The 25,515-nt window shown below is 41.4% G+C and carries 21 protein-coding genes; 15 read left to right on the plus strand and 6 right to left on the minus strand.

The annotated features are described in order from the left end of the window. Positions 1 to 12: 12 nt before the first annotated feature. Both HUS61_RS07160 and HUS61_RS07165 read left to right on the plus strand, forming a co-directional pair. Positions 13 to 819, plus strand: coding sequence for an ABC transporter substrate-binding protein (locus HUS61_RS07160; protein ID WP_175081654.1), 807 nt, complete (start codon positions 13 to 15; stop codon positions 817 to 819). Positions 820 to 821: 2 nt separating this feature from the next. Continuing rightward, complete coding sequence (locus tag HUS61_RS07165; protein WP_058584713.1) at positions 822 to 1,292, plus strand: DM13 domain-containing protein; 471 nt, start codon at positions 822 to 824, stop codon at positions 1,290 to 1,292. 101 nt (positions 1,293 to 1,393) lie between these two features. Here the strand turns inward: HUS61_RS07165 and ahpF are convergent, their stop codons facing one another. From ahpF to HUS61_RS07185, 4 genes are all read right to left on the minus strand, one after another. Beyond that, positions 1,394 to 2,974: an alkyl hydroperoxide reductase subunit F gene (gene ahpF / locus HUS61_RS07170; protein WP_175081656.1), complete on the minus strand. Its 1,581-nt coding sequence runs from the start codon at positions 2,972 to 2,974 to the stop codon at positions 1,394 to 1,396. Positions 2,975 to 3,129: 155 nt separating this feature from the next. Next, positions 3,130 to 3,699, minus strand: a complete 570-nt coding sequence (gene ahpC / locus HUS61_RS07175; protein ID WP_054553958.1) for an alkyl hydroperoxide reductase subunit C — start codon at positions 3,697 to 3,699, stop codon at positions 3,130 to 3,132. 208 nt (positions 3,700 to 3,907) lie between these two features. Further along, complete coding sequence (locus HUS61_RS07180) at positions 3,908 to 4,411, minus strand: 2,4'-dihydroxyacetophenone dioxygenase family protein (RefSeq protein ID WP_054562481.1); 504 nt, start codon at positions 4,409 to 4,411, stop codon at positions 3,908 to 3,910. 47 nt (positions 4,412 to 4,458) lie between these two features. Next, complete coding sequence (locus tag HUS61_RS07185; protein WP_175081658.1) at positions 4,459 to 5,460, minus strand: NAD(P)-dependent oxidoreductase; 1,002 nt, start codon at positions 5,458 to 5,460, stop codon at positions 4,459 to 4,461. Positions 5,461 to 5,608: 148 nt separating this feature from the next. Here HUS61_RS07185 and HUS61_RS07190 point away from each other — a divergent pair, with 148 nt between their 5' ends. From HUS61_RS07190 to HUS61_RS07225, 8 genes are all read left to right on the plus strand, one after another. After that, positions 5,609 to 6,628: an AraC family transcriptional regulator gene (locus tag HUS61_RS07190; protein ID WP_175081660.1), complete on the plus strand. Its 1,020-nt coding sequence runs from the start codon at positions 5,609 to 5,611 to the stop codon at positions 6,626 to 6,628. 97 nt (positions 6,629 to 6,725) lie between these two features. Beyond that, entirely contained in the window at positions 6,726 to 7,406 is a 681-nt protein-coding gene (locus tag HUS61_RS07195) for an SDR family NAD(P)-dependent oxidoreductase (protein ID WP_175081662.1), read from the plus strand. 9 nt (positions 7,407 to 7,415) lie between these two features. Continuing rightward, positions 7,416 to 8,951, plus strand: coding sequence for an AMP-binding protein (locus HUS61_RS07200; RefSeq protein ID WP_175081663.1), 1,536 nt, complete (start codon positions 7,416 to 7,418; stop codon positions 8,949 to 8,951). 81 nt (positions 8,952 to 9,032) lie between these two features. After that, on the plus strand, positions 9,033 to 9,452 hold the full coding sequence (locus HUS61_RS07205; protein ID WP_175081664.1) for a DUF3429 domain-containing protein: 420 nt from the start codon (positions 9,033 to 9,035) through the stop codon (positions 9,450 to 9,452). Positions 9,453 to 9,506: 54 nt separating this feature from the next. Beyond that, entirely contained in the window at positions 9,507 to 9,878 is a 372-nt protein-coding gene (locus HUS61_RS07210; RefSeq protein WP_130167665.1) for a hypothetical protein, read from the plus strand. Between the two features lie 4 nt (positions 9,879 to 9,882). Beyond that, a complete protein-coding gene (locus HUS61_RS07215) occupies positions 9,883 to 10,683 on the plus strand; it encodes a class I SAM-dependent methyltransferase (RefSeq protein WP_175081665.1) in 801 nt (266 codons plus the stop codon). A 2-nt stretch (positions 10,684 to 10,685) separates the two neighbouring features. Next, entirely contained in the window at positions 10,686 to 11,672 is a 987-nt protein-coding gene (locus tag HUS61_RS07220; protein ID WP_175081666.1) for a Gfo/Idh/MocA family protein, read from the plus strand. A gap of 160 nt (positions 11,673 to 11,832) precedes the next feature. Continuing rightward, positions 11,833 to 13,509, plus strand: coding sequence for a methyl-accepting chemotaxis protein (locus HUS61_RS07225; protein ID WP_175081667.1), 1,677 nt, complete (start codon positions 11,833 to 11,835; stop codon positions 13,507 to 13,509). A gap of 32 nt (positions 13,510 to 13,541) precedes the next feature. Here HUS61_RS07225 and HUS61_RS07230 read toward each other — a convergent pair whose 3' ends face one another. Beyond that, entirely contained in the window at positions 13,542 to 15,557 is a 2,016-nt protein-coding gene (locus HUS61_RS07230; RefSeq protein WP_175081723.1) for a TonB-dependent receptor, read from the minus strand. 444 nt (positions 15,558 to 16,001) lie between these two features. On the opposite strand from HUS61_RS07230, the gene HUS61_RS07235 reads away from it, so the two are divergent. From HUS61_RS07235 to HUS61_RS07255, 5 genes are all read left to right on the plus strand, one after another. Then, positions 16,002 to 16,292, plus strand: a complete 291-nt coding sequence (locus HUS61_RS07235; RefSeq protein ID WP_175081668.1) for a hypothetical protein — start codon at positions 16,002 to 16,004, stop codon at positions 16,290 to 16,292. Then, a complete protein-coding gene (locus tag HUS61_RS07240) occupies positions 16,289 to 17,860 on the plus strand; it encodes a PepSY domain-containing protein (RefSeq protein WP_175081669.1) in 1,572 nt (523 codons plus the stop codon). Before HUS61_RS07235 ends, HUS61_RS07240 begins: the two co-directional genes overlap by 4 nt. 150 nt (positions 17,861 to 18,010) lie before the next feature. Further along, positions 18,011 to 18,892 (plus strand): DMT family transporter, encoded by an 882-nt coding sequence (locus tag HUS61_RS07245; protein WP_175081670.1) that lies wholly within the window; start codon positions 18,011 to 18,013, stop codon positions 18,890 to 18,892. Between the two features lie 166 nt (positions 18,893 to 19,058). Next, positions 19,059 to 20,711: a hypothetical protein gene (locus HUS61_RS07250; RefSeq protein ID WP_175081671.1), complete on the plus strand. Its 1,653-nt coding sequence runs from the start codon at positions 19,059 to 19,061 to the stop codon at positions 20,709 to 20,711. A gap of 445 nt (positions 20,712 to 21,156) precedes the next feature. After that, on the plus strand, positions 21,157 to 23,235 hold the full coding sequence (locus HUS61_RS07255; RefSeq protein ID WP_175081672.1) for a TonB-dependent siderophore receptor: 2,079 nt from the start codon (positions 21,157 to 21,159) through the stop codon (positions 23,233 to 23,235). A gap of 46 nt (positions 23,236 to 23,281) precedes the next feature. Here HUS61_RS07255 and HUS61_RS21525 read toward each other — a convergent pair whose 3' ends face one another. Beyond that, positions 23,282 to 25,462: a PHB depolymerase family esterase gene (locus HUS61_RS21525; protein ID WP_220094646.1), complete on the minus strand. Its 2,181-nt coding sequence runs from the start codon at positions 25,460 to 25,462 to the stop codon at positions 23,282 to 23,284. Positions 25,463 to 25,515: the final 53 nt, after the last annotated feature.

Below are 25,515 nucleotides of genomic sequence, written 5' to 3' on the forward strand. Positions count from 1 at the left end.
GGACTTAAATTAATGAACAGAGCAATACTGATATTTTTAATGGCATTTGCTCTGTCGAGTCTACAAGTATTAGCTAATGAACAAATTGTTATTCAGCTTGCTAAACCTAGCTATAACGATGCGGCGAAAAATCAATATATTCACGATATTCTCGACAAAAGTTTTGCCGCAATGGATGCGGATGTAGTGCTGCTATACAATGTTAAGCCAATGAATAACAAACGTATTGTAGAGCAGCTGAGTCACAATAAAACAATTACCTTAGCATGGCTTTCTTTACCTCACGAGCAAGCTGATTCTCTCGTTAAAACGACAATCCCACTCTATAAAGGGTTACATGGCAAGCGCTTACTGATTATTCGCCATGAAGATCAAGAAAAGTTTAGCGGCATTAAAACCCTTGCTGAATTAGCTCCCTTGGTTGGCCTACAAAAACAGAGCTGGTCTGATTATACCGTACTGAAAAACAATGGTTTAACAGTCAATGGCGAGCTTGATTACCCAGGGATGGTAAAAGCCCTTGAAACTGGACTCGGTGATTACTTTCCACGCTCAGTACTGGCTATTGGTAGCGAACTAAATAAACTAAAGCAGTTCAATTTTGTTATTGCACCAAACATTATGTTGCAATACCCCAGCGACTATTACTTTTACCTAAGCAAAGAAAATCAACACATTAGAGATATGCTAGAACAAGGTATGCAAAAACTGCAGCAATCAGGTGAACTTGAGAAGCTCTATTTGCAATACTTTGGTGATGTTGAAAAACAATTTTCTTTAAAGCAACGTCACATCATAACGCTAAAAAATAAGGAGTAAGCATGCTAAAAGCGCTGCTAATTATCATTATGACATTGGCGATTTTTGCTGCGGGTTTTATAGCTGGAGTGTACAGTTTACCTATTTTAACTGAACAACCAGCACCCGATATTGCTATTTTGAAGCAGCACCAAGGTCGATCGCAGTTTAGTGCAACGTTTAAGCCCGATCTCAAAGGCTCAGATCGCTTGCATTATGGTGATGGCAAGGTGTATCTAACGAATGATGCTATTTCTATGCAGGGCACGTTATCACCTGGGCCTGACTATCAACTTTATCTATCACGAAACTTTATTGATAACGAAGCCGATTTCTTAGCACAAAAAGGCACAATGCAGCGTGTTGCAGGAGTGCGTTCGTTCAATGGCTTTAAATTAGTTGTACCACAAGGTATCGATGTCAGTGATTACAATACAGTAGTTATTTGGTGTGAAAGTTTTGAGGAGTTTATTACTGCAGCGCAGTATCAATAGCTGTACTAATAAAAAACAAAGCCGCCTTTGGAGAGGGCGGCTTTAAAGCGGCAACTATGGGTGTGAGCTGCCTAATCAAGAGTCATTGTTTATGCAACTAATTAGGCTGCATCTTCTGTGCTTTGAGTCTCATCGCTGTGGCGAATTAAGTAATCAAATGCACCTAAACTTGCCGTTGCACCACTGCCCATAGCAATAATGATTTGCTTAAACGGCGTTGTTGTTGCATCACCTGCCGCGTAAACACCCGGTAATGATGTTGCACCTTTGCTATCAATTTCGATTTCGCCAAAGCGAGTCAGTGATAACGCTGAATCTTTTAACCATTCAGTGTTTGGCACCAAGCCGATTTGCACAAAGATACCGGCAAGCTCAAGTGATTTTTCATCGCCAGAGATGCGGTCAATATAGCTTAAGCCTGTTACTCGTTTACCATCACCCACAACTTCTGTCGTTTGCGCGTTTTTGATAATTGTAATGTTGTTTAAGCTATTTGCTTTACGAATAAGTACTTCATCAGCACGTAAGGTATCAGCAAACTCCAGCACGGTGACATGCTCAACAATGTTTGCAAGGTCAATTGCAGCTTCAATACCTGAGTTACCACCGCCGATTACTGCTACCGCTTTGCCTTTAAATAACGGACCATCACAGTGAGGACAATAAGCAACGCCATGACCACGATACTCTTTCTCACCGGGTACATTCATTTCACGCCAGCGTGCACCAGTTGCTAGTACCACTGATTTAGCATTTAAAACCGCGCCATTTTCTAGCGTAATTTGATAATTATCTTGCTTAGTAAGCGATGCCGCACGTTGGTTTTGCATAACATCAACATCGTATTCTTTTACGTGCTCTTCAAGTTGTGCAACCAATCTAGGGCCTTCGGTCGCTTTAACTGATATAAAGTTTTCAATTGCTAATGTGTCTGATACCTGACCACCAAAACGCTCTGCAACCACACCCGTATTTAAGCCTTTACGTGCTGAATAAATTGCCGCAGAAGCGCCTGCAGGGCCACCACCAACAACAAGTACATCGAATAACTCTTTATCGTTCAGTGCTTCGGCTTGGCGTGCAGCCGCTTTGGTATCTACTTTATTTAGAATGTCGGTCAGGTTAACAGCGCCTTGGCTGAATAACTCTCCATTTAAGTACACAGCCGGTACTGCTAACACATTACGCTCATTCACTTCGTCTTGGAACAAGGCGCCATCAATCATAGTCGCCGTAATATTTTCATTGTGTGCCGCCATCAAGTTAAGTGCTTGCACTACTTGCGGACATGTTTGACAACTTAATGAAATATACACTTCAAAGTTAAGCGGCCCAGGCAATGATTTAATTTGTTCAATTTCAGTCTCTGATGCCTTGCTTGGATGACCACCAGTGTGAAGAAGTGCAAGGATCAAGCTTGTGAATTCGTGGCCCATAGGCACACCCGCAAATGTGATTTGCGTATTGTTAATAGGTGAAGACACCACCATAGACGGACGACGTACGTCTTGGTTAGGGTTATCTCGCACCGAGAATTTGTCGCTTAACGATGCTAAATCGTTCGCTAAGTTTTTAAGTTCTGTTGATTTATTGCTGTCATCCAAGGCGATAAGCAGCTCAACAGGGCTGGTAATAGAAGCAAAGTGGCTTGTTAATTGGTTTTTGATATTCGTATCTAACATGGCTTAGCCCTTGAGTTCAGAATAAATAATCTAGAAAAATTTTAGGGATAACTGCCCATCACCCGCTAATGTGCTTAATGTGAGTTGTGATGGGCAATTAGGGTTGCATTGAGATAGCAAAGCAAAGCTTTGCTATCGTTTAATGCTGTGACAAATTAGATTTTGCCAACTAGGTCTAGTGAAGGAGCAAGTGTCTCTTCACCTGGCTGCCATGATGCAGGGCATACTTCACCGTCGTGGTTAGCAATGTACTGTGCAGCTTGTACTTTACGTACTAACTCTTTCGCGCTACGGCCGATACCTAAGTCGTGAGTTTCGATTACTTTGATTTCGCCTTCAGGGTTCATTACGAATGTACCGCGAAGAGCAAGACCTTCGTCTTCAATCATCACACCGAAGTTACGAGTAATACGACCTGTAGGGTCACCAATCATTGGGAATTTGATTTTACCAATTGTGTCAGACGTATCGTGCCATGCTTTGTGAGTGAAGTGCGTGTCAGTTGATACTGAGTAAACCTCAACACCCATTTCTTGAAGCTGCTCGTAGTAATCAGCAACATCACCAAGCTCTGTAGGACACACGAAAGTGAAGTCTGCTGGGTAGAAGAAGAAGATTGACCACTTACCTAGCACGTCTTTTTCTGTTAGTTCTACAAAGTCACCGTTGTGGTAAGCTGTTGCATTGAATGGTTGTAGTTTTGTGTTAATTAATGAAGTGCTCATAATATTCCTCATTGATGTATTTAAAAAAGTTTAATTAACGCAGCCTTGCGTCTGCTTGGTTAATACAATAGAGGTGTGAGCGATTAAAATAAAATTGATTGTTTAGATTAAATTGATTTATTTTTTAGATTGAAAGGTTGGGAATACCAAAAACTATAAAGCCCTCAATCACTTATGTAATCAAGGGCTTTCACTTCAGGGAATAAAATTACTTACTAAAACCATATAAACTCTTTGGTTTAATGTAGTTAGGCTCAATTCCTTGCTCTTTTGCGGCTGCTAACATCACTTGCTCAATCCAACCTGCATCCATAATGTTCATATAGTTACCATCTGGGTCAAAGTTAATGTTAGATCCCATAACCACCATAAAGGTATCGGTCACTTCAGTATTGTCTGCTGGTACTTGAAATTGATGAATAGAACCGCCTGGCTCAAACAAATAGCTACCAGCCACTTGTAAATCGTCAGGGTATTCTGTGTAGTGCCAGCTGCCTGCTAAAGTATATAAATGTACAACCCCAGTATGAAAGTGCTTTGGCAAAACCGTACCCGGCTCAAATAAAACACGTAATACCCATACCCCATTTTCAGAATCCAGCATGAGTGGATAAATGTGCACGCCTGGTAAAGCGTTTTTAATTAGCTTTTCATCATTTGTATGAATAGTCAGTAAGAAATCTTGATGATTAATAATATCTGGTAATGCCATATGTGTGCCCTCTTTTCACTTGCTTTCAATAAGTTAACTAGTTGCCTTTAATTTGCTGTGGCGGTATCTGTGCGTGGTTCTTCTTTACACAGCCCTTGTTCATACGCCCACTGCAATGCATGTTGCATACCTTGCTGTAAGGTAAATTCAGGTTTATAACCAAAAATGTTCTGCGCCTTTTCATTACTGTACGCTGCACTTTTACGACTTAGCATGCGCATGGTCGACGGATTGATATCTGTGGTTTTACCAACAAGGTGATAACACCACTCAATGAACCCTGTTAGCTTTAACGCTAAAGCCAAATTCACTACTGTGACGTGATTTTTCCCTTGTGCCTGTGCCAAGTAATTAAAATAAACTTGATTAGTCACTTGCTCAGGGCCTGATAGATTAAAAATTTCACCGCTTGCATCGTCGCTCATGGCACTTTGGTAAATGCCTTTGACTAAATCATCAATATAAACAGGCCCAAACATGCCCTCTGGTACCATGAACTTGCCTTTGGCAATTTCTTGTAATGGGTAGGCAATCCAAGGTCTTGAACCGGGGCCATAGACATCGCCAGGGCGAATTATTGTGACATTGAGTTTTTTACTGGCGTGATAGCTTAGTGATAAATGCTCGCTCATCATTTTCGAATCGTTATAGGCTCTGCCATCAGGGAACAAAGGCGCATCTTCTTTAATATCAGTTTGCCAATCACTACCATAGACGGCGGTCGACGAAATATGAATAAAGCGCTTTACTGTGTTTGCAGCCACCGCTGCATCGAGTAAGTTTTTCGTCCAACCCACATTCGCCTGCCATGTTTGTTTATAGCTAAACGCATTTGAAACAATTGCCGCTGTATGAATAACTAAATCGCATTCATTCATTAATGAGCGCCAACTCGCTGGCTCATTCAAATTACCAGCAACAATGTTAAATTCTTCACAGGGTGTTAAATCAACGCCGCATACATCGACCCCATGCGCTTTAAAGTAGCGTGCGAGAGTGCGGCCAATAAAACCATTGCCGCCACTGATAAAAACTTTTGAATAGTTCATTGTGTGTTCCTCTAAGCACGTTACAGCCTTAATTGCAGTCAACAGGCCAATCAGTTAATACATTGTTAAACTTTAATGACCTGTATTACTTTACTTTTCACGCAATTTTTTTTACTTTTTACGCCAGCGCACTAGAAAAGAGCACATTATGCCCCGTTTAACACAAGCACCTGATCTTATTAGAGTATCTGCTCTACACGGTTATATTGAACTGATCGAAAGTAAATTGGTGAACCCTGACGCACTATTATCGCGCGTTGGTTTAGACAGAAAACAACTACAAGATGCCAATAACTTTGTGCAGTATCAGCAACTCATTCAGCTATTAGAGATCACCGCGAAAGAATTAAACCTTCCCTATTTCGGGCTAGAGTTAGGCCGTTGGCAAAGCTTGAATATTTTAGGGTCTGTTGGTTATTTGATGGGCAATTGCGACACCCTTGAAATGGCGCTAAAAAATTTAACTAAGTACTATCATGTTCATCAAAATAGCGCTGACTTACTCCTTGAAGTAGACCAAGACTATGTAAAGCTATCGTTTTTTGTTCGCACGAGCCTAAAGGTGAGCGTTTATCATGGTGCCGACTTAGCTTTAAGCGTCGGGGTCAATTTATTAAAACAATTAACCGATGATCAAATAAAACTCCACCGCTTGGAGCTTCCCCATAGCTGCGATGAAAATCCGAGTGTTTATCGTCAAGCTCTTGGCCAAGTTCCGGTATTTAACTGTGCACACACCGCAGTGGTATTTGAAAGGAAATACCTAAAGCTCCCTATTAAGAACTCAGATAAGCAATTGTTTTCTATACTTAGCCAACAGCTTGGACAGCCAGCAGACACAAAACGCGAAAACATTGCAGATCATGTTGAAGTACTGATCAAACAATACTTACTCCACGAAGAATTTGGCGTAAACCTAATAGCCGAAAAGCTATCAATGAGTGCTCGCAGCTTGCAGCGTCACTTAACAAAGCATGACACAACGTTTCGTGAATTAGTCGATGATGTACGCTGTAATCTGGCACATCAATATTTAACTGAATCTAGCCTCAGTTTATCGAACATCTCAGATATCCTAAGCTTTTCTAATTACAGCGAATTTACTCGCGCTTTTAAGCGCTGGTATGGCATTCCACCAAAAGATTATCGTAAGACACACTCGAGTTAATGGCGTAAAAAGTTAAAAACGGGTCGTTTAAAGCTAAGTTTTCTGTTAACAATTTATATATATTGACTAGCTAGTTTCGCTAATTAGTGGTCGTGCAATGTTAAGAAGAGTGTTTATTACCGGTGCCAACAGTGGCATTGGGTTCGAATTGGCAAAGCAATATATTAGCCGTGGTGACGATGTCGCTTTATTCGATTTACATTTCAACGAACAAACAAAACAATCGTTAAGTGAGCTTGCTGATGATTACCAATACATTGAGTTTTTTGCTACGCATATCTGCGATAATGAAGCGCTGCAAACTCAAGTAAATAATGCAATCGCAGCGATAGGGAATCCTGATTTAGCTATTTTTAGCTGCAATATCAATGAGCAACTAAGTAAAGAAAATAGTATTGCTTGTCAGCACTTTGCAACACTAATAACGCCACACTTAAGCATGAATGGCCACCTAGCAATTACATCCCCCCTTATTGATGCAACTAAATTTACGCCAGAGCCAAACGCCTTGATTTTAGCCAAAAAGCTACGCAAGAAATTTAAGCCAAACAACATAAAAATCAGCTTAATTTGCTCAAGCAAAACATCTAAAGCCATAACAAACCCAGCCAATACTGCAAAACACATTTTGCGCAGCTTAGATAAACAAAAATTAATGGTGATCCTAAACTTACAATCTAAACTAACCTATATCATGAGTCGTTACTTACCGAATTGGATAATGGGTTCTGTGATGGATCGCCTCATAAAACAACAATTAATAAGAACAACACGCTAAGGAATCCCCATGAACACACATGATAACCTAACGCAATTAATTGAGCATACGTGTCAGACTTATGCCGAACTTCCAGCCTATAACAGTGCGGGAAAAACGCTCAGCTATGCCCAAGTTGAACAACAGTCTCGTTACTTAGCACAGTGGTTTCAGCAGCAAAGTGGCCTTGTTGCTGGAGACAGAATAGCTATTCAACTACCTAATATTGTTGATTACCCTATAGTTACCTATGCAGCATTTCGTGCAGGTTTAATCGTAGTCAATACCAACCCGCTTTATACTGCCCGTGAAATGCTACATCAGTTTAATGATGCAGATGTTAAAGCCATTGTTATTCTTGATGCTCTTGCCGATAAATTAGCAACGGTTATCAATGATACATCAATCAAAACCGTTATTGTTGCAGCGGCTGTTGCTGAGCCAACATTGCAAGAGGGTCAATTTTCGTTAAACGAACTCATTCGCCAAGGTGAAAGACTCGCCCCTCTTGATGCTCATCAAGCAAGTCGTGATGATATTGCTGTTTTACAATACACCGGCGGTACCACAGGGGTTGCCAAAGCTGCGATGCTTAGTCATGGCAACATTTTAGCCAATGCCGAGCAAATGAATGAGCGCTTTGACGATATTTTAAAGCCAGGTCAAGAAACCGGTATTTGCCCGCTTCCGCTTTATCATATTTACGCCTTTACAGTGAATATGGTTGGCCTATTTGCCATGGGGCAATTTAACGTACTGATCCCAAATCCTCGTGATTTAGATGCGTTAGTAACACAAATCGAACCATTTGAGATTAATTACTTTTCAGGTATTAACACCTTATTTATTGGCTTGTGTATGCACCCAGGGTTTAAAGCACTGAATTTTTCAAACCTAAAAATGACCGTTTCAGGGGGCGCAGCTTTAACACATGCTGCAGCTGATGCGTGGATGAGCACCACAGGTTGTACAATCACAGAAGGCTATGGCTTATCAGAAACCTCGCCTGTTGCAACGTTAAACGACTTTAAAAAAGAAGAAATTGGTAGTATTGGCCGCCCACTCTCAAACACTACTGTGGAAATTTGGGATGAAAACGACGAGCCTGTTGCAGATGGTGAGTCAGGCGAAATTGTTGTTAAAGGCCCGCAGGTGATGATGGGTTACTGGCAACGCCAAGACGAAACCGACAAATGTATGAAACGAGGTTTTTTCAAAACCGGTGATGTGGGTCTAAAACTACCAAGTGGTAATTACAAAATTGTAGACCGTTTAAAAGACATGATTATTGTCTCTGGCTTTAACGTGTACCCTAACGAAGTTGAAAACGTACTTTGTCAGCACCCGGCTATCTGTGAAGCAGCCGTTATTGGTGCAAAAGATGAAAAAACCGGTGAGCGTGTCTGTGCCTACATTACCTTAAAAGAGCAGGTTGATGAGCAACAAGTGACTGACTATTGCCGCGAAAACTTAAGTGCTTACAAAGTGCCTAAATCAATCATTTTTATGGAACAATTGCCTAAATCGACGGTAGGCAAAATTCTACGTCGAGAATTACGCCAATAATAAAGCGATCGTTTTAGCCGCCTAACTGGTATAAAATAACTACGAGTTATTTTATACCAGTTAGGCAGCTTTAAGGTCATTATGGAAAAGTTTATTAATCACATTCAACTTGGTTACTTAGGTTTACTGCCGTTTTTAGGCTGCGTAGGTTGGCCACTTATTGCAGGAAGTAATGCCGTCAATTTAGACTTTTTCACTTTTTATAGCATCGCTATTTTAGCCTTTATGGCTGGTAACTTATGGCATGCAGGTCAGCAAACGCATGCTGATGCTATAAAAGCAATTGTTCCTATCTTACCGATTGGCTTTTTAAGCTTTTTACCAGCAACTTGGACACTGGCTTGGCTCGCAGCAAGTTTTTGGTTAGTGCTGTTATTTGAAAAAAGCTCACCGCAGTGGCAAACCTATCACGTTGATTATCAAAAAATGCGTTTTGTTTTAACGTCAGTGGTGTTTGTATGCCACATATTTGTAATTGGCATGAGTATCTATCCTGAGTAGCCCTTTTCTTGCGTTTGCGGTAACATCCGCGGCTCAGTTTTTTAAGGACTTGCTATGATAGATCAACTGCGCGCTAAACTAGACCACCTTGGCGAAAATTACGTAGAAAAAAACGCCCACTTTAAGGTAAAAGTGATCCCATTTTTTTGTGCGATTCACATTAAAAAAGATCATAAAAACCAAGGCAGCTTAAAGCTATATTCTAATCAGTTGATTGAAATATTTTTAGCTACCATGTTCTTGTTATTCGGCTTAATGCTTTTTGACACAGACGCAGGTTTTACCCATGGTCCTATTCATATCGTTATTGCCGTATTGATTAGTTTTAACTTAATCTTTAAGCAAATAGCCATTGAAGGGCTTAAAACTCGCTTAGCCCTTTGCCCTGAAATCGCACAAGAAACAACGCCAGCACAAGGCAAATAACAACATGTTTTTAGACCCTAGTTGGCGCATATTAACGGTTGGCGATGGTGATTTATCATTTTCACACTCTATTGCGCGTTATATAAAACCGGCCAAGCTTGTTGCTTCAACTTATGATGATGCAAACACCATAGAACAAAAATATACCGACAATGCACTTAGCGCTTTGCAACAACTTAACATTGAAACACTCACTAAGTTTGATGTAACAAATCCAGACTCGTGGCAGCGCTTAGGTGGCGCTTGTTTCGATGTGGTTATTTTTCAATTTCCACTGATACCTGCATTTAAAGGTGAAGCTGCATTTAAAGCTAATACCCAACAAGGTGGTATGAATGTATTAAACCGTGCTTTGTTGCATCGCTACCTAGACTACGCAAGCCAGTTCGCATTAGATAAAAACGGCCCAATGCTCTGCTTCATCACCTCTAAAGATGTAAAACCTTACCGCGAATGGAATATTGAAGGCAGCTTAAATCAAGGGCTAAACTGCCATTATCTTGGCCAAATGCCATTCGATATTAACTTATTCCCAGGCTATAAAATTCGCAATGTAGACCGCGATAAACACGTTAAAGACACCAGTGGCATTACCTATGTATTTAGCGAAAAAACTGACAATAGCATTACTGAAAAGCTGACTTTACCCGCTTATTTAGGTGATAAACACTGTGCATTATGCCGAGTAGGCCCTTATATGGCACAAGAAGATGAAGACAAACATTTGTTAAGCAAAAAACATAAACAAATGGAAAAGTTTGAACAGGATTGGCAAGCATGGCTTGCACAAAACAACGAGGAGTAACCATGAACTTTGTGATTGTAGGTACCAATTTTATAAGCGATACACTACTGAGTGCAGCTAAACAAATTGAACAATTCTCCTTATATGGTGTGTGCTCTCGAGAGCAGCAAACAGGCGAAGCTTTCCTTGCAAAGCACGATGCTCAAAAGGCTAAGGTGTTTACCAATATTGAGCAAGTATGCCAAGACCCATTAGTCGATGCCGTCTACATTGCTGCGCCAAATAGCTTACACAAAGACTATGCTGTAATGTGTTTAAAAGCCGGTAAACATGTTTTAGGTGAAAAGCCTTCGGCTGCTAACAGTAAAGAACTAGAGGCCATCATTCAGGCGGCCAAAACACATCAACGCTTATACATGGAAGCGATGATGACCACCCATTTACCAAACTTCGCACGCTTAAAAAATGCCATCGCAAAGATTGGCACACCCCGCAAATATATAGGTCAATATAGTCAGTACTCATCACGTTACGATAAATATAAAAATGGCGAGCGACCAAATACTTTCTTGCCAGAATTTGCTAACGGTGCATTAGTCGATTTAGGTATCTATCCGCTATATATTTTACTCGCATTATGGGGCGCGCCTCAGAGTGTAAAAGCCAGTGGCGTGTTACTTGAAACCGGTGTTGATGGGGCCGGTGACGTATTATTAAATTACACTGATAAGCAAGCGGTGATCAGCTATTCTAAAATCTCGCAAGGCGATAATTTTACTGAGATCCAAGGTGAAAAAGGTCGTATTCGTATCGAAGCAGTCTCTTTATTAAAGCGTATGCAATTTATCGGTAACGATGGCACGGTTGAAGAACTCTCTGAGCCATTTGATGAACACTTTATGCGCCATGAAGTAAGCCACTTTATTCAAGCGGCCAATGCCGGACAAATTGAGTCTTCAGTTAATACTCATACGCTGTCAAAACAAGTTATGGCGGTGCTTGATGAAGCGCGAAGCCAGCTTGGGGTTGTGTATCCTGCAGACCAATAAATTTAATTTTCAAGGGCAGTTGACACTGCCCTTGTCATTTTAAGCCTCTTCATTACAAGCTTAAATGATGACCTCTAATTAACTTACTCGTAATTTTTATTGAAATTAGATTTTTGTACTATGGTTAATAATATTTACTTTCAATGAGAAGGGTAATATTTTGACTATTCGCTTTTTACTCAGAGCTGTTTTCGCAGCAACCATTGCCCTTGCAGCAGGCCTACTCCTCATTATTCTATTTTTGCAATCAGGCCAAGACGAAAGTATGGAGTCGGCCCAACAGCGTTATGAACTGAGTCATCTTGCTAAGTTTTCATCTTCAAATTCGATTCACCTTACAGAACTTGCTCGTCAACATGTTGTAACCTTAGATCCTCGCTATGAAGCTGAATACCATCAACTTGTTGATCAAATTCAAGGCAAAGCAGCTTGGCTAAATGGCGAAAAGAAAAGTTATGAACAGCGTTTAAAGGCCTTTAATGTAGCTGCTGAGGATTTAGCCCTATTAAAAAAATCTAACGATTTATCACTCAAATTAGTTGAAACAGAAGAAAAGGCATTTGGCTTAGTCAGTGATTTACTTGGCCGTGATACAAATAACTTAACCGTCAGTGAGCACAAAAGGTGGGTACAAGCTATCGAACTTTTAACTAATGATGCTTACATGGCCGAAGTTGAGAAAATTCAGCAACCTGTACAAGCATTTTTAAGTTCAATTGAGAAAAAAAGTGCGGCTGAAGTCAAAAGCAATCACGATCGTGTGGTCACCTTAAGTTTAATTAGCACCGTGTTAGTCCTGACTATTATTGCTACCTTGATAGTGTGTTACTGGCAATTAGAGAAAAAAGTAATTAAAGCAACCCATGCCTTAATTGATGAAGCTAAGCGTATTTCTGAAGGGGATCTATCTCGCTATATTGACCACAAAGCCGATGACGAAATAGGCCAGCTTGCGAGCAGCTTTAATATTATGGTTGATAAACTGTCTCAGCTTCTTAAAGAGATACATGATCAATCAGAGCAAGCGCAAGTGGCAGCAAAAAGCCTAGATGAAATTTCACAGCAAGCTAAAACGCTAAATGATATTCAAAGCCAAGCGATTGAGGTGATTTCAAGCTCAGTCTATGAAAACTCAACGGCCGTTAAAGAAGTGTCTCAAAACTGTGCAGAAGCGGCAAGCAGTGCCACCGCAGCTAATCAGAAAACCCAAGAAGGTCTACAGGTTGTACAACAAGGAGTTAGTTCTGTTGAGTCAGTGGCCGATACACTCACCAAATCACTAACAGACCTTAACCAATTAGAAGCATCAGTAAATGAAGTCACGGTTATTTTAAGTGTTATCAGTAATATAGCCGAACAAACTAATTTATTGGCACTAAATGCCGCAATCGAAGCTGCAAGAGCAGGTGAACAAGGCCGGGGTTTTGCCGTTGTTGCTGATGAGGTAAGAACTTTGGCTAGTCGCACGCAAAGCTCTACTCTTGAGATCCAAGATAAAATTGACTCATTGCAATCTGCAACCAATGCTGTGACGCAGAGGATACGCTCTAGCGATAATCAAATTAAAGAAGCGGTGATAAACTCAGAAAAAGTGGGCCATATGCTCGATGAAATTAGCGTACAAGCAAAAGCCATTTCTGAGGCCAATATGACCATTGCTTCTGCATCTGAACAGCAATCTCAAGTGACAGAAGAAATCGCCCAGCGCTTAAACGAAGTACAAGATACCAGTCGAAAGTCGCAGCAACAAACGCAAAGCATTTCGGACTCATCGAGTAAGCTGGCTAACTTGGCGAATAACTTAAACGGGCAAATTAATCGCTTTAAATTAAGCTAGTCGCTGATCCAGCTCAGCGACTAGCAATTAGTTTAAAATCGGTAAGTAACAGATGCACCGATAGTTTGCGGGTTAACCACTGCCACATAGCCTTGTGGGTAACGACCACTGACAGGTTCTTGTGAGGTATACGCTTCTTCATCTAAGGCATTGTTAATGAAAGCACTTATCAACCATTGTTCAGTATCATAAGTCATCGATAAACGCGTAATGGTGTAATCACCTGCTACGCGTTCTTCTGTGTTTGTTAAGTCGCCATAAAACTCATCAACATAATTGGCGCTTAAATTCACTTTTAGACTATCGGTAAACCAATGCGACAGACCTAAACTTGCCGTTAACTCCGGTGCAGAGTTTAAATCATTGCCAATGGCATCAGGAAAGGCTGATGATTCATCAATTTTAGTTTTCAATAAACCGAAACCGCCATGTAACTGCCACTGATCGCCCAACATGCTGTAAGCTTCAACTTCTAAACCATAGCTATGAGCATCTTCAATATTAGTGATTTTACGCTCAGAGCTAAGCGCTTGATAGCCGTTGAAGTTATTGTAAAACATATTAGCACTGATATTCATGTCGCCATTATTTAAAACGCTGCGCGAACCAATTTCATAGGTATTAACGGTTTCTTCGTCGTAGTAGTAATAATCTTCAGCGGTAAAATCGAGTGCGCCACCACCCGCGTTGTAGCCACGACGAGCACTGGCAAATAGCGTCGTTTCGTCACTAATATCATATTGAATCGCGAGCTTTGGTAAACGAAGAGTGTGTGAATTATCAAGTTGCTCAACGAGCATATCACCACGAAATGCCATATTGAAATTACGTAATTGTTCTTCACGCTCAATGCGCAGACCCGCTGTTAACGTTAATTCGCGGCTTAAGTTAAAGCTTGTTTCACCATAAACTGCGGTCGATTTACTGCTATCGTCGCCGTAATAGTTGGTTGCTCCCACACTTTCAAAATCTTGGTCACGATCAAAGTAAGCAAGACCAACAAAGCCTGAGTAAAAATCATTGCTTAAACCAAAGTTAAGCTTGGAATCGACAGTGATATTACTCTCATCCATTGATACGTCAGATTCTGCGCTTTCAAGTGGCTCGTATGCTTCAAATCCCCATTTGTAATCCATGTAAGCAACTAAAACATCTAACGATAAATCATCGTTAATTTTGTAATCAACATTTACTTGCGTGGTATCAGATTCAGTATCCATAATACGTTGATATAGCGGCTCATAATCAAATGGCTCATCCGCTAAAAAGTATTTACGACCCGAATTACCTTCTTCACTGTAAGTTGAATAAGTTAGCTGTACAGCAAGATCTTCATTTGGTGTGTAAAGTAACTTAGCGCGTGTGCTGCTGGTATTTAACTTGTTTAATTCACGATCAGTTGGATTTGTTTCGTATACCGATGGATTTGAAAACGTTTCGCCATCAACATACTGAGTTGATAACCGAAATGCTAATACATCTTCAACTAACGCCCCTGATACCACTGCGGCAGTATCTAGGTAGCTATCTTGGTTACGATAACCAACGCGCACTGCCCCTTCAAATTCTTGAGTAGGTGCTTTAGTTGTCATGTAAACAGCGCCCGCAATACTATTACGACCATTACTGGTTGATTGCGGCCCTCGGTAAACCTCAATTTGCTCTACATCCCACAGACCCGTATCACCGGTTAAATCTGCAACAAACGGTTGGCTAACACCATCAATCAAGGTTGAAACACGGGCCTTTGAACCACCACTAAATGAGTTAAAACCCGTTGCACCACCATTACCTGATACGCCTCGCATATCTGGCACCGAGCCGGTTAAGACAACGACGTTCGCCATTTCTGACAGCGCTTCAGATATCGAAGCAAGTTGACCGTTTTCTAAAAGCGACTTATCAACAACCGCCACTGACGACATCGTCTCTTTAAGTGACTTCTCTGTTTTTTCACCTGTAACAACAATGGTATCCATTGATTTTCGACTGTTTTGATCGTCGTCAGCCCATGCTGAACCTTGTGTAACAAGTAATGATGCAAGCATAACTTTGGTGAGTGAATTAAGTTTAAATGCAGTAGCCAATGTCCTTTCCCCGTAAGAGATTATTAGAATTAAACAAATTGAGTTTGATAAAAAAGCGCTAGGAAATTAACACAAGCTTAATAATATTGCAATTGAGTTTAGTTATCATTTACAATTAGATTTAACATCAACTAAAACTATAATCTTATGCTCATTTTTACCGTTACCCTGCTTGTCGTTTTAGCTGTCAGTATTTTCTACTTCACCAGAAAGCAGCAGCGATTTTTTAAAAAACCAATAAAAAAACAATGGCGATTACTTTCATTTGCGTTAACCGTTTGCGCATTAATTCTTGCCTTTAAACAGCTATCAACCACTGCAGCCGTGTTCTTCATCATCTTGAGCATCATGCTAATGTTGATGCTGATCCCTTTTATTAGCCTGCTGAAAAGAAAAGGATAATTCATGACACGCTCATCTAAACGCCAACCAACTTGGTTAGGGAAAACCCTAGCGGGTGCATTTTTAGGGCTAGCCCTCTCATTTATTTTCGTTGCATTTTTTGCTTGGTATGGCCCAGGAGGCATTGATGCTCGCGATAAAGTGCAATTTAACATGTGGATGATCACGCCTGTTTGGCTAACCATTTTTAGTTTTAGTTATTTATTCAACTCGGCAAAGCAAGCGTGGCTTGTGCTTGGCAGCTTAACTGTGCTGCTTTATGGCGTGTTTTTTATGCTAAGGAGTGCATCATGAAAGTAAGATCGGATATTCTTCGCACCTATCAAGGTGTACACACATGGACAGGCATCATTGCAGGTTTAGTGCTGTTTATTGGTTTTTATGCAGGCAGTTTGACCATGTTCAAACACGAAATCCAGCAATGGGCAGCACCTATTCAAGCTCCTAAAATCACCAGCTCTGATTATGACTACCAAACCCTAGTAGATACGGCAATTAATGAACATGGCGAACAACTTGCTAAAGGCTTTAACCTTGATTTACATACCCAAGATGCACCTCTTTCGTGGTATATCAAAGGCAATGCCCGAGGCATGGAGCTTGATAAACAACTCAACTTCGCCCATCTAAATGCTGATGGCAGTTTAAACGTCAGCGCACAAACCGAAAACGAACTTGCCGATTTAGTTGATTATTTACACCGTACAGCTGGTTTTATAGGCGAAATTGGCCATGACCAATCTGGTGTTTATATTCTTGGCATTGCCTGTGTTTTGTACTTTTTAGCTTTGGTCTCTGGGGTAATTATTTTACTGCCGACATTAGTTAAAACCTTTTTTGCACTGCGTAAAGAAAAAGGGCCTAGTCGATTTTGGCTCGATAGCCATAACCTTATTGGTATCGCCAGTTTACCGTTTCATTTAGTCATTGCATTTACTGTGGTGGTGTTTGCGTTTCATGATTTTATTTATGGTGGTTTAGCGCAATTTTATGATGGTAAGCCATTGTTTCAGCGCCCTACACCTGCCGCGCAAAGTTTTCATTTTGAAAACTTACCACGTGTAGATGAGCAAGTACTTGCAGCGAAAAACTATGCCCCTGGCTATGAGCCAATCCATATTCGCTATAGTAATTTAAATTCAGCATCACCTTCTGCGGTGTTTATGATGAGTAACAATAATGCGGTAGTACGTGGCCCAGATACTGATTACTTATTTATGAACCCGTACACATTAGAAGTGGTTAATTCAAGCTATCCGCAAGGCGAAGATGCGGTGTGGGGTAACATGGTTGCCAGTATTTTCTCACTCCATTTTGGTACCTATGGTGGAGACTGGGGGCGTTGGGGCTACTTTATTATGGGATTACTTGGCGCCTTCTTATTCTATTCGGGTAATCTACTGTGGATAGACAAACGCTTTAAAAAAGATCCCAATAAACGCAGTACCTTGTTTATGGCTAGGCTCACTATTGGTGTTTGTTTAGGGTCTATGATAGCCGTCGCTTTCACACTCGTTGCTGCCAAATGGCTATCTGCTCTTGTGAGCAACACAAACTATGCCACCCTGTACAGTTACTACGCAGCATTTTTTGCTTTTGTGATATATAGCTTCTTAAAGCCTGTACAAAAGGCAACCACTGCTGGCTTTTACATGCTAGCGAGCCTGTGTGCGTTAATGGTGTTATCTACACTTTTAAAACTTGCCTTAAGTGACGTTAATTCGCTTTTTTACTCAAGTTATATGGTTGATATTGTCGCTGCTATATTTGCTGCTATTTTCTTTAACATAGCCAAACGCCAGCAACAAAAACAGACCACGCAAACCATCATGCCGGCCTTTGAACAAGCAAGCCAAATTTAAGCATTCTGAGTATGGGTATCAAAGCAATTTGATACCCATACTTTTGCTTTATCGAAAATCTGTGTCCGTTTAACGAAAAACATTTCTTCTCCAATAAAACATCAGTAGAATCGCCGCAAACTTGAGCTATTAACTTTCATAAGGACAGTGATGCAGCGCACCATTCCACCGTTTTTTATTGCTGTTATTTGCGTGCTCCTCGCAATGGTTACCATTCAATCTGGAGCCTCTGTTGCAAAGCAATTATTCCCTTTAATTGGCCCTGAAGGCACCACAGCACTGCGCTTAGGCTTTTCAGCAGCTATTTTGTGCCTTGTGTTTAAACCTTGGCGCGCATTTCCGCCTATTGGACAACGGATGCCTATCATCGTTTATGGCTTGAGTTTAGGTGGCATGAATATTCTGTTTTATTACGCGATTGAACGTATTCCTTTAGGGATAGGTGTAGCGCTAGAGTTTACTGGCCCCCTTGCGGTTGCTCTTCTTTCGTCACGTAAAAAACGCGACCTATTTTGGGTAGCCTGCGCCATTGCTGGCATAATTTTATTACTCCCAGATATGACAGGCGAAGACAGCCTCGACCCAGTTGGCGTTATTTTAGCCCTTGCGGCGGGAGCGTGTTGGGCGTTTTATATATTGTTTGGCAAAAAGACCGGAAACCAAGGTTCAGGCGGAATGACCGTTGCCATGGGTATGAGCGTCGCCGCGATTGTACTTGTGCCTTACGGCGCTGCTTCTCAAGGAGTTGCACTATTGAGTTGGGAAGTTTTACCGCTCGGTATTTTAGTTGCAGTCATGTCAAGTGCACTACCCTATACGCTAGAAATGGTGGCACTACGTAATATGCCAGCGCAAGGCTTTAGCATTATGATGAGTTTAGAGCCGGCGGTTGCAGCATTGGCTGGCTTTATAATCCTAGGTGAATTTTTAAGCGTGTGGCAGTGGCTAGCTATTTTATTAGTGATTACCGCCTCGGTTGGCAGCTCAATGTCGAGCAATTCAGAAGATCAGAAAAGTCAGAAAAACAGCTAATTTAACATTTTCTATGCATTTTTTAATACTTAAAGATTAAATTTTAGACTCAAAAACAGCTTTTATCGGCATTCGTAAAGTGAGGGTTCTCACTATAATGCTCACTATTAATACAAAGTGGTCTTATCTCTTTGTGTCGCAACAAACCTAATAGTGGGATTTACTTATGTCGATAAAAACTAACTTGTTAATTTCAAGCCTTGCAGTTGCAAGTACATTCGCTGCATCAAATGCTATGGCAGCAAGCTGTCAGGGCGAAATTTTTGCAATGAACTCGGGCCGTGGTGAAACCGGTGTTGTATTTAGCCTTGACGAGCAAAACAAGTCGGCTACGGCACATTCAATCGCTCAGTTTAGCTCTGCAGCGATTGCCTATGATGCTTCAACAAATCGTACTTATTATGCTTCTTCACCTATTCCGCTACAGTACAAAGTTGATGTAAGTCACCTAGACATTAGTGATGAGCAGTTTTCTCACCTACCAATTCGTGCAGATAAATTCAAATATAGTCGCTTGGCCTACTTAGATCATGCGACAGGTGAACATGTTGTTGTTGGTACAACTAAATCTGTAATTGGTATGACCTATGATGCAAGCTCTGATTCATTACTTGCAGTAAGTTTTACCAAGCTTTATAGCATTGATAAAAACACTGGCGAAGCAACTGTGCTGGCTGATTATAGCGACCTTGATGGCTTGAGCCGCGCTGATTTAGTCGTTAAAAATGGCGAGCTTTTGCTAATAACCACAACCTCAGTTTACAGTATTGACCGCACAAGCTTTGCGGCTACCGAGCTTTCAAAACATGAGCTAATCGCGGTAGGTGGTGCGACAGTTAATAACAATGGCGACCTTGTGATCAGCCGCTCTGTCATCAATGACCATGGCGATAAAAACGAATCTAAGCTATACCGTTTAGATCCGTACTCAGGCGAAACCTGCCTTGTAGCAACACTACCAGTTCGCATTAACGACTTAACGACCAATACGCAAAATGCTGTAGCATGTGATGTAGAGCCTAGCTGCTCATTACCGAGTGAACTAATCCCTTACTATTCAGAAGCAGTGATTAAACAGCTAGATAGCAACTGGAAAAGCTATGACTTTGGTGATCAAGAATTTACCGCACCAGCTGTATTTACCTCTGCGCCAACATTTAATGGTAAACACGGTGGTACAAACCGTTTAACTGACGTATCACCAACGGGATATTCTGTATCTTTCCAAGAGTGGCAATTTCTGCAAGACGGCCAAGGTCACCCTAATATTGAGTCGTTTGACTTCTTAACAATGGACGAAGGTCGCTACACAATGAGCGATGGTACTATCGTTGAAATTGGCAGCTTTATTTTAAACGATACTAAAGCTTATAAAGCGGTAGAATTTAGCGAAGCATTTACAGCAAAACCACATATATTCTTGCAAACACAAACTTTTAATGGCCCTCATACAGTTTATACGCGCGTTGCAGGCTTAAATAATGCAGGTTTTAGTGCCGCATTTTATGAGCAAGATACTCTAAATGAAGGCCACCGTAATGAACGTGTTGCTTACTTTGCGATTCTTCCTGGCTCAGGTACAACGGGTACTCTTGAGACTCGCGCAGGTAACAAACAATATAGCCTGTATCAAGCCGGTATTAACCATGAAGGAGCTCAAATTGGTGAGCACTTCTATTTCTTACACGAAGAGCAATCTTTAGATTCTGAAGTGGTTCATGCCAAAGAACAGGTACAAGTAATGGATATAGAGGAAGTGAGCCTTGCTCAATCTATTACAAGTAGAGGTCCAGATAACTTTAGTATCCGCAGAAAATAAATACTCCTAAATCTAGGCGCCTCGAGGCGCCTTTTTCATATCTAATTAGTAATACCAATCCACAATAATACTTAATCATTTTGAGGGATTAAACCTGTCGCTACCTGCGTTAAAATTTCTGATTTACGACTGCATGGATGCAGAAGGTAGAGCAATGCAGGAGCAATTGCCGAGAACAACTAAATAACGAAATTTTTGCCTTGTTACCAACGAGGTTTTATTGCCTCAAAATAGACCACTTAATTAAGCGAATTGGTATAAACTTGCCTTTTCATACAGACAAAACTCTCCGACATAATTTGTTACATTTATTTGTATTAACATACCACTTTTGCGGTGAATAGTGATGATAACTATTATCAGTTGTGATAACTTACCCGCCAATTGTTTCCTTATTGAAAACAATAACCCTATAAAAATTTGCTAATAACACGCGGAGATAAAAATGAAATTCACTCAGTTGCCTATTGCAACCGCTATTCTTTGTGCACTTTACCCTCAAATCAGTTTTGCAGAGCAAACGACTGACGTAGAGGCTAATCTCGAAAAAATCGAAATTGTAGGTATTCGACAAAACCGTATTAGTGAAGGCGCGACAGGTTTAGCGCTAGAAATTGATGAAACTCCGCAATCAATCAGTGTGATCTCTGCTGAGCAATTAAAAAATTATTCTGCTTTTAACATTAATGATGCTTTACGCTTAGCGCCAGGTATCAATGTTGAAGAATGGGAAACTAACCGTACCAACTATACATCACGTGGTTTTGAAATTAAGAATACACAAATCGATGGGGTTGGCTTACCGAATGACTGGGGTATCGTTACCGGCGCAATGGAAGCTTACGGCTACGAAAAAATTGAAGTGATTCGTGGTGCCAACGGCTTACTTACTGGTGTAGGTAATGCATCGGGCACGCTTAACTATGTACGCAAACGCCCTAAAAACGAAAACGGCGGCGAAATCGGTGTCTCTGTTGGCTCATGGGATTTTAAACGTTTACAAGCTGACTACTCACTATTATTAACCGAATCAGGTAGTTGGGCTGCTCGTTTTGTGGCTGCCGCAGAAGGCAAAGAATCATATCTGGATGGTCTTGAGAACAATCGCGAGTTTTTCTCTGCGGTGGTAGATGGTCAGCTTACTGATAACTCAACGGTTACTATCGGTTACTCATATCAAGACGCAGATACCGATGGCAATACTTGGGGTGGCCTTGTTTATAACTATACAGATGGTACGCAAGCTAAATGGGATGTCAGCGACACAACCACCCAAGAGTGGACAATGTGGGACACCATTAACACCTCTGCATTTGTTGAATACAACTATGTTTTTGCAAACGCATGGCAGCTTCAAGCGAGCTACAACTTCCGTGGTTTTGAAGAGCAAGACAAACTATTTTATGCCAGTGGCAGCATTGATAAAGACACCAATCTTGGCCTAAGTGGTTGGCCGGGTCGTTACGACAGTGAAGTAGATGCTGATTTATTTGAAATCAAAGCATTTGGTGCCTTTGAACTGTTTGGTAAAGAGCACCAAGCAAGCTTTGGTGTAAGCCATGCAAAAAGTGATGATGTGATGTATCAACACCCGTTTGATTTTGATAATACACCAGCTTATGGACCAACTCCTGCGTTTCCGTACGATTTAGATGCGATCCCTGAACCTGAATGGTTAACGCCGGTTCTGTATTCAGATATTGAACAAAAGCTAACTCGTTACTTTGGCTCTGCTCAGTTAAATATTACTGATAAATTATTTACCGTGGTTGGTTTTAACGCTATTGAATTTGAACGCTCAGGTATGAATGCCGGTGCATCAATCGATAATGACGAAAGCGAAACAAGCCCATATATCGGTTTTACCTATAAGTTAAACGACGATTTAAACTTATATGCTAGTTACTCAGATATTTATCAGCCGCAAGAGCAAGCTGATTACAACGGCCAATACTTAGCACCTACCAAAGGCACTAACTTTGAAACTGGTGTTAAGGCTTCTTGGTTTGATGATGCCCTAATGACAACATTTGCCTACTTTACTGCAGAGCAAGATAACTTTGCGCAATATGCGGGCCTCACTGAAGATGGTATTTATTACTATGAAGGCGTGTCTATTGAGTCAGAAGGCTATGAATTTGAAGTCACTGGTAAAATCACCGACGCTATGAATATCGTCGCATCTTATACACATATTGATGTTACAGATGAAAATGGTGATGACACCAATAAATGGGCACCTCGAGATGTTGTTGGTGTAACAGTGGATTATGAATTAACAGATGCAATGGTTGTGGGTTTAAATGGCCGTTGGCAATCTAAAATCGAAAGCACTGATTACAATGTTAAGCAAGGTAGCTACGCGCTGCTAAACGCCTTCGCGCGTTGGAATATTAATGACCAAGTTGCAGTTCAAGCAAACGTTAATAATATTACTGATGAGCAGTACATCAATAGCTTACAAACTGTGGGTTATTATGGTGCGCCAACAAACGGTAGCCTAACTCTGACCTATAAGTTCTAAACGCTGTTTAGAAAAAAGTGTCGCCCGTTTGGGCGACACACATCTATTAATTAGGGCAATTACCTAATTCATAATACCCAGCACTAGTTTGCGCTAAGGTACTGGTATAAAAAGTGTTATAAAGACCTAGGTTATCACCTGAACCCACCGCATAGGCGTAAGAGCCATTTGTCGTTGCGCGATTTGCTTGCACATGCGCATAGTTGCTTGAGGTGGTTTCAGTGCATTGGTAATCACCATTCGGGGTTGAGTCACACGCATCACCCACACCATCTGCATCACTATCTAGCTGATCACTATTGGCCACCAGCGGGCAGTTATCTAGGCTATCACTGACACCATCGCTGTCGGAGTCACTCGTTTCACCATCAGGAGTGCTGTCACACACATTACCGATCCCGTCATTATCGTTATCGGCTTGATCAGCATTCGCCACATTCGGGCAATTATCTGCGCCGTCGAGCACACCGTCGTTGTCTGCGTCATTAGTCGGTTCTGTGGTGGTTTTGCATGCCTGTAATGGCCCTGCACAACTTGAGTCATCATCAGCAATCCACTGACATTGATTTGTGCCCGCTGAATATTCACGCATAGTAAATGGGGCAGTTCCAAACGCTAAATAACAGGCAGAGTAACCTTCGCCCCAGCTAATATGGCCTTCGTTGATATGAAGATTGTAATCGCCTGTCACGCCAGCATCGATGACAAAACTAATGCTATCTGTTGATGTCAGCGCAGTATCATCAGTTGCGGTGATCACTGCGCTATTATTGCCACCAGCCAAATTGCATTGCTCAGCAAAGTACTCTAGCCCATTCACTGTAGCCGTCACATCACCATTGCTAAAACTGACCACGACAGTGCTTAAATTTTGATTATCATCAATCACCGTGCCGGTTACCGTAGCGCACTGCCCGTTTACACTAGCCGCAGTGTCACTCAGTAGCGGTGCTGTTGCCGCAGGCTCTGGTCCAACGCGTACCGTAAGATTAGCTTCACCACCTTGTTTCGCTTCATTATCTGTGGCACTGACACGCACTTCATAGAGTCCATCGCTGAGTGCACTTGTCACCCCGCTAAAAGTATTATTCGCATCGACTTGCACGTTCAGTGACTCAATTAAGCTTGCCGCGCCACCGGCTAGGCTATACACGTTAATATCAACATTCGTTACACTGCCTTCTGGGTCGACTGCACTGCCTGTAATGGTGAGCTGATTATTACTGTCTGTGGCAGTTAAATTACTAATTTCAGGGCCTGCATTACGATCAACTCGTTTATTATTAGCCGCGAAGTACTCACCGAGATAGGTTGCAAAATTAATACTGTTTGCCGCCACATAATCGCCAGACGCACCTTGCCCGCCCGACCACGAATGATCCAAATTATTAAACCACAGCATAGCAACCCGATTGTCTTGCCAAAGTGACTGCTCAGCGGTACGCGTTGCATCATCACTTATTGTCATCGTGCCTGAAAGTTGATTAACCCCATAAAGGGCAGCAAAGCCATCTGCATTTTGCTGGTTGTAACAGGTATTGACTGTGGTATCGGCCGTACCGTGACCAATCACCGCTATTTGTGTGGCAAAATGATCTTTATAACTGCCAGCATAGCTTTCACAGCGGGATACAAAGGTGTTTTCAGACACTGTTTCACAGGTCGAAATTGCCCCACTTGAACTTGTGCCGATAGTTGGCCCGGCGCTTGGTGCAACTCCGGCAAATACATCAGGCGCCACACAAGCCGTTTGTGCAGCCATTGCAGCTCCAGATGATAAGCCTGCAATATACACTTGTTTAGGGTCAATATTACGCGCTGCATCACCACTTAATGCATTGGCTAAATTAATTAAATTCTTATAATCGCCAGAGCTTCTATTGATTGCTCCTTGCCAATATGACCAGCAGCTATAGCCTGCTTTATTCATAGCATCAGGAACGGCTATTACCATGCCATGGGCTTCGGCTGCATCCTCAAGATTCGCAGTTAAGTAGTTATTAATGGGTTGTACGCAGCCATGTAATACCAGCATCAAAGAATGGCCATTGCCTATGCTTGATTGCGAATCAGGAGTGTAAATATGAACATTATTAAAACCACCAATGCTGACATTTTGCTGCCAACTCCCTGCAAAACTTGGCTGTGAGAAAATAGCAGCACAGAGCACTGCGAGCGGAGTAAACGACGCTGATTTTCGTTTACATAATTGTGTTACTTTTTGCATATATCGCCTTTATAGTCGTTATCATTGTTGTCTGTCAGTTGATGACTAACTCA

This window comes from Pseudoalteromonas sp. 0802, from assembly GCF_013350085.1.
In the GTDB taxonomy this organism is placed as follows: Bacteria; Pseudomonadota; Gammaproteobacteria; order Enterobacterales; family Alteromonadaceae; genus Pseudoalteromonas.

Coding starts and splice junctions, on each gene's coding strand:
- HUS61_RS07210 (WP_130167665.1), top strand. CDS start 9,507: ATGATAGATCAACTGCGCGCTAAACTAGACCACCTTGGCGAAAATTAC.
- ahpF (WP_175081656.1), bottom strand. CDS start 2,974: ATGTTAGATACGAATATCAAAAACCAATTAACAAGCCACTTTGCTTCT.
- HUS61_RS21525 (WP_220094646.1), bottom strand. CDS start 25,462: ATGCAAAAAGTAACACAATTATGTAAACGAAAATCAGCGTCGTTTACT.
- HUS61_RS07235 (WP_175081668.1), top strand. CDS start 16,002: ATGACACGCTCATCTAAACGCCAACCAACTTGGTTAGGGAAAACCCTA.
- HUS61_RS07230 (WP_175081723.1), bottom strand. CDS start 15,557: ATGCTTGCATCATTACTTGTTACACAAGGTTCAGCATGGGCTGACGAC.
- HUS61_RS07190 (WP_175081660.1), top strand. CDS start 5,609: ATGCCCCGTTTAACACAAGCACCTGATCTTATTAGAGTATCTGCTCTA.
- HUS61_RS07255 (WP_175081672.1), top strand. CDS start 21,157: ATGAAATTCACTCAGTTGCCTATTGCAACCGCTATTCTTTGTGCACTT.
- HUS61_RS07195 (WP_175081662.1), top strand. CDS start 6,726: ATGTTAAGAAGAGTGTTTATTACCGGTGCCAACAGTGGCATTGGGTTC.
- HUS61_RS07220 (WP_175081666.1), top strand. CDS start 10,686: ATGAACTTTGTGATTGTAGGTACCAATTTTATAAGCGATACACTACTG.
- HUS61_RS07215 (WP_175081665.1), top strand. CDS start 9,883: ATGTTTTTAGACCCTAGTTGGCGCATATTAACGGTTGGCGATGGTGAT.
- HUS61_RS07185 (WP_175081658.1), bottom strand. CDS start 5,460: ATGAACTATTCAAAAGTTTTTATCAGTGGCGGCAATGGTTTTATTGGC.
- HUS61_RS07205 (WP_175081664.1), top strand. CDS start 9,033: ATGGAAAAGTTTATTAATCACATTCAACTTGGTTACTTAGGTTTACTG.
- ahpC (WP_054553958.1), bottom strand. CDS start 3,699: ATGAGCACTTCATTAATTAACACAAAACTACAACCATTCAATGCAACA.
- HUS61_RS07180 (WP_054562481.1), bottom strand. CDS start 4,411: ATGGCATTACCAGATATTATTAATCATCAAGATTTCTTACTGACTATT.
- HUS61_RS07200 (WP_175081663.1), top strand. CDS start 7,416: ATGAACACACATGATAACCTAACGCAATTAATTGAGCATACGTGTCAG.
- HUS61_RS07165 (WP_058584713.1), top strand. CDS start 822: ATGCTAAAAGCGCTGCTAATTATCATTATGACATTGGCGATTTTTGCT.
- HUS61_RS07245 (WP_175081670.1), top strand. CDS start 18,011: ATGCAGCGCACCATTCCACCGTTTTTTATTGCTGTTATTTGCGTGCTC.
- HUS61_RS07240 (WP_175081669.1), top strand. CDS start 16,289: ATGAAAGTAAGATCGGATATTCTTCGCACCTATCAAGGTGTACACACA.
- HUS61_RS07250 (WP_175081671.1), top strand. CDS start 19,059: ATGTCGATAAAAACTAACTTGTTAATTTCAAGCCTTGCAGTTGCAAGT.
- HUS61_RS07160 (WP_175081654.1), top strand. CDS start 13: ATGAACAGAGCAATACTGATATTTTTAATGGCATTTGCTCTGTCGAGT.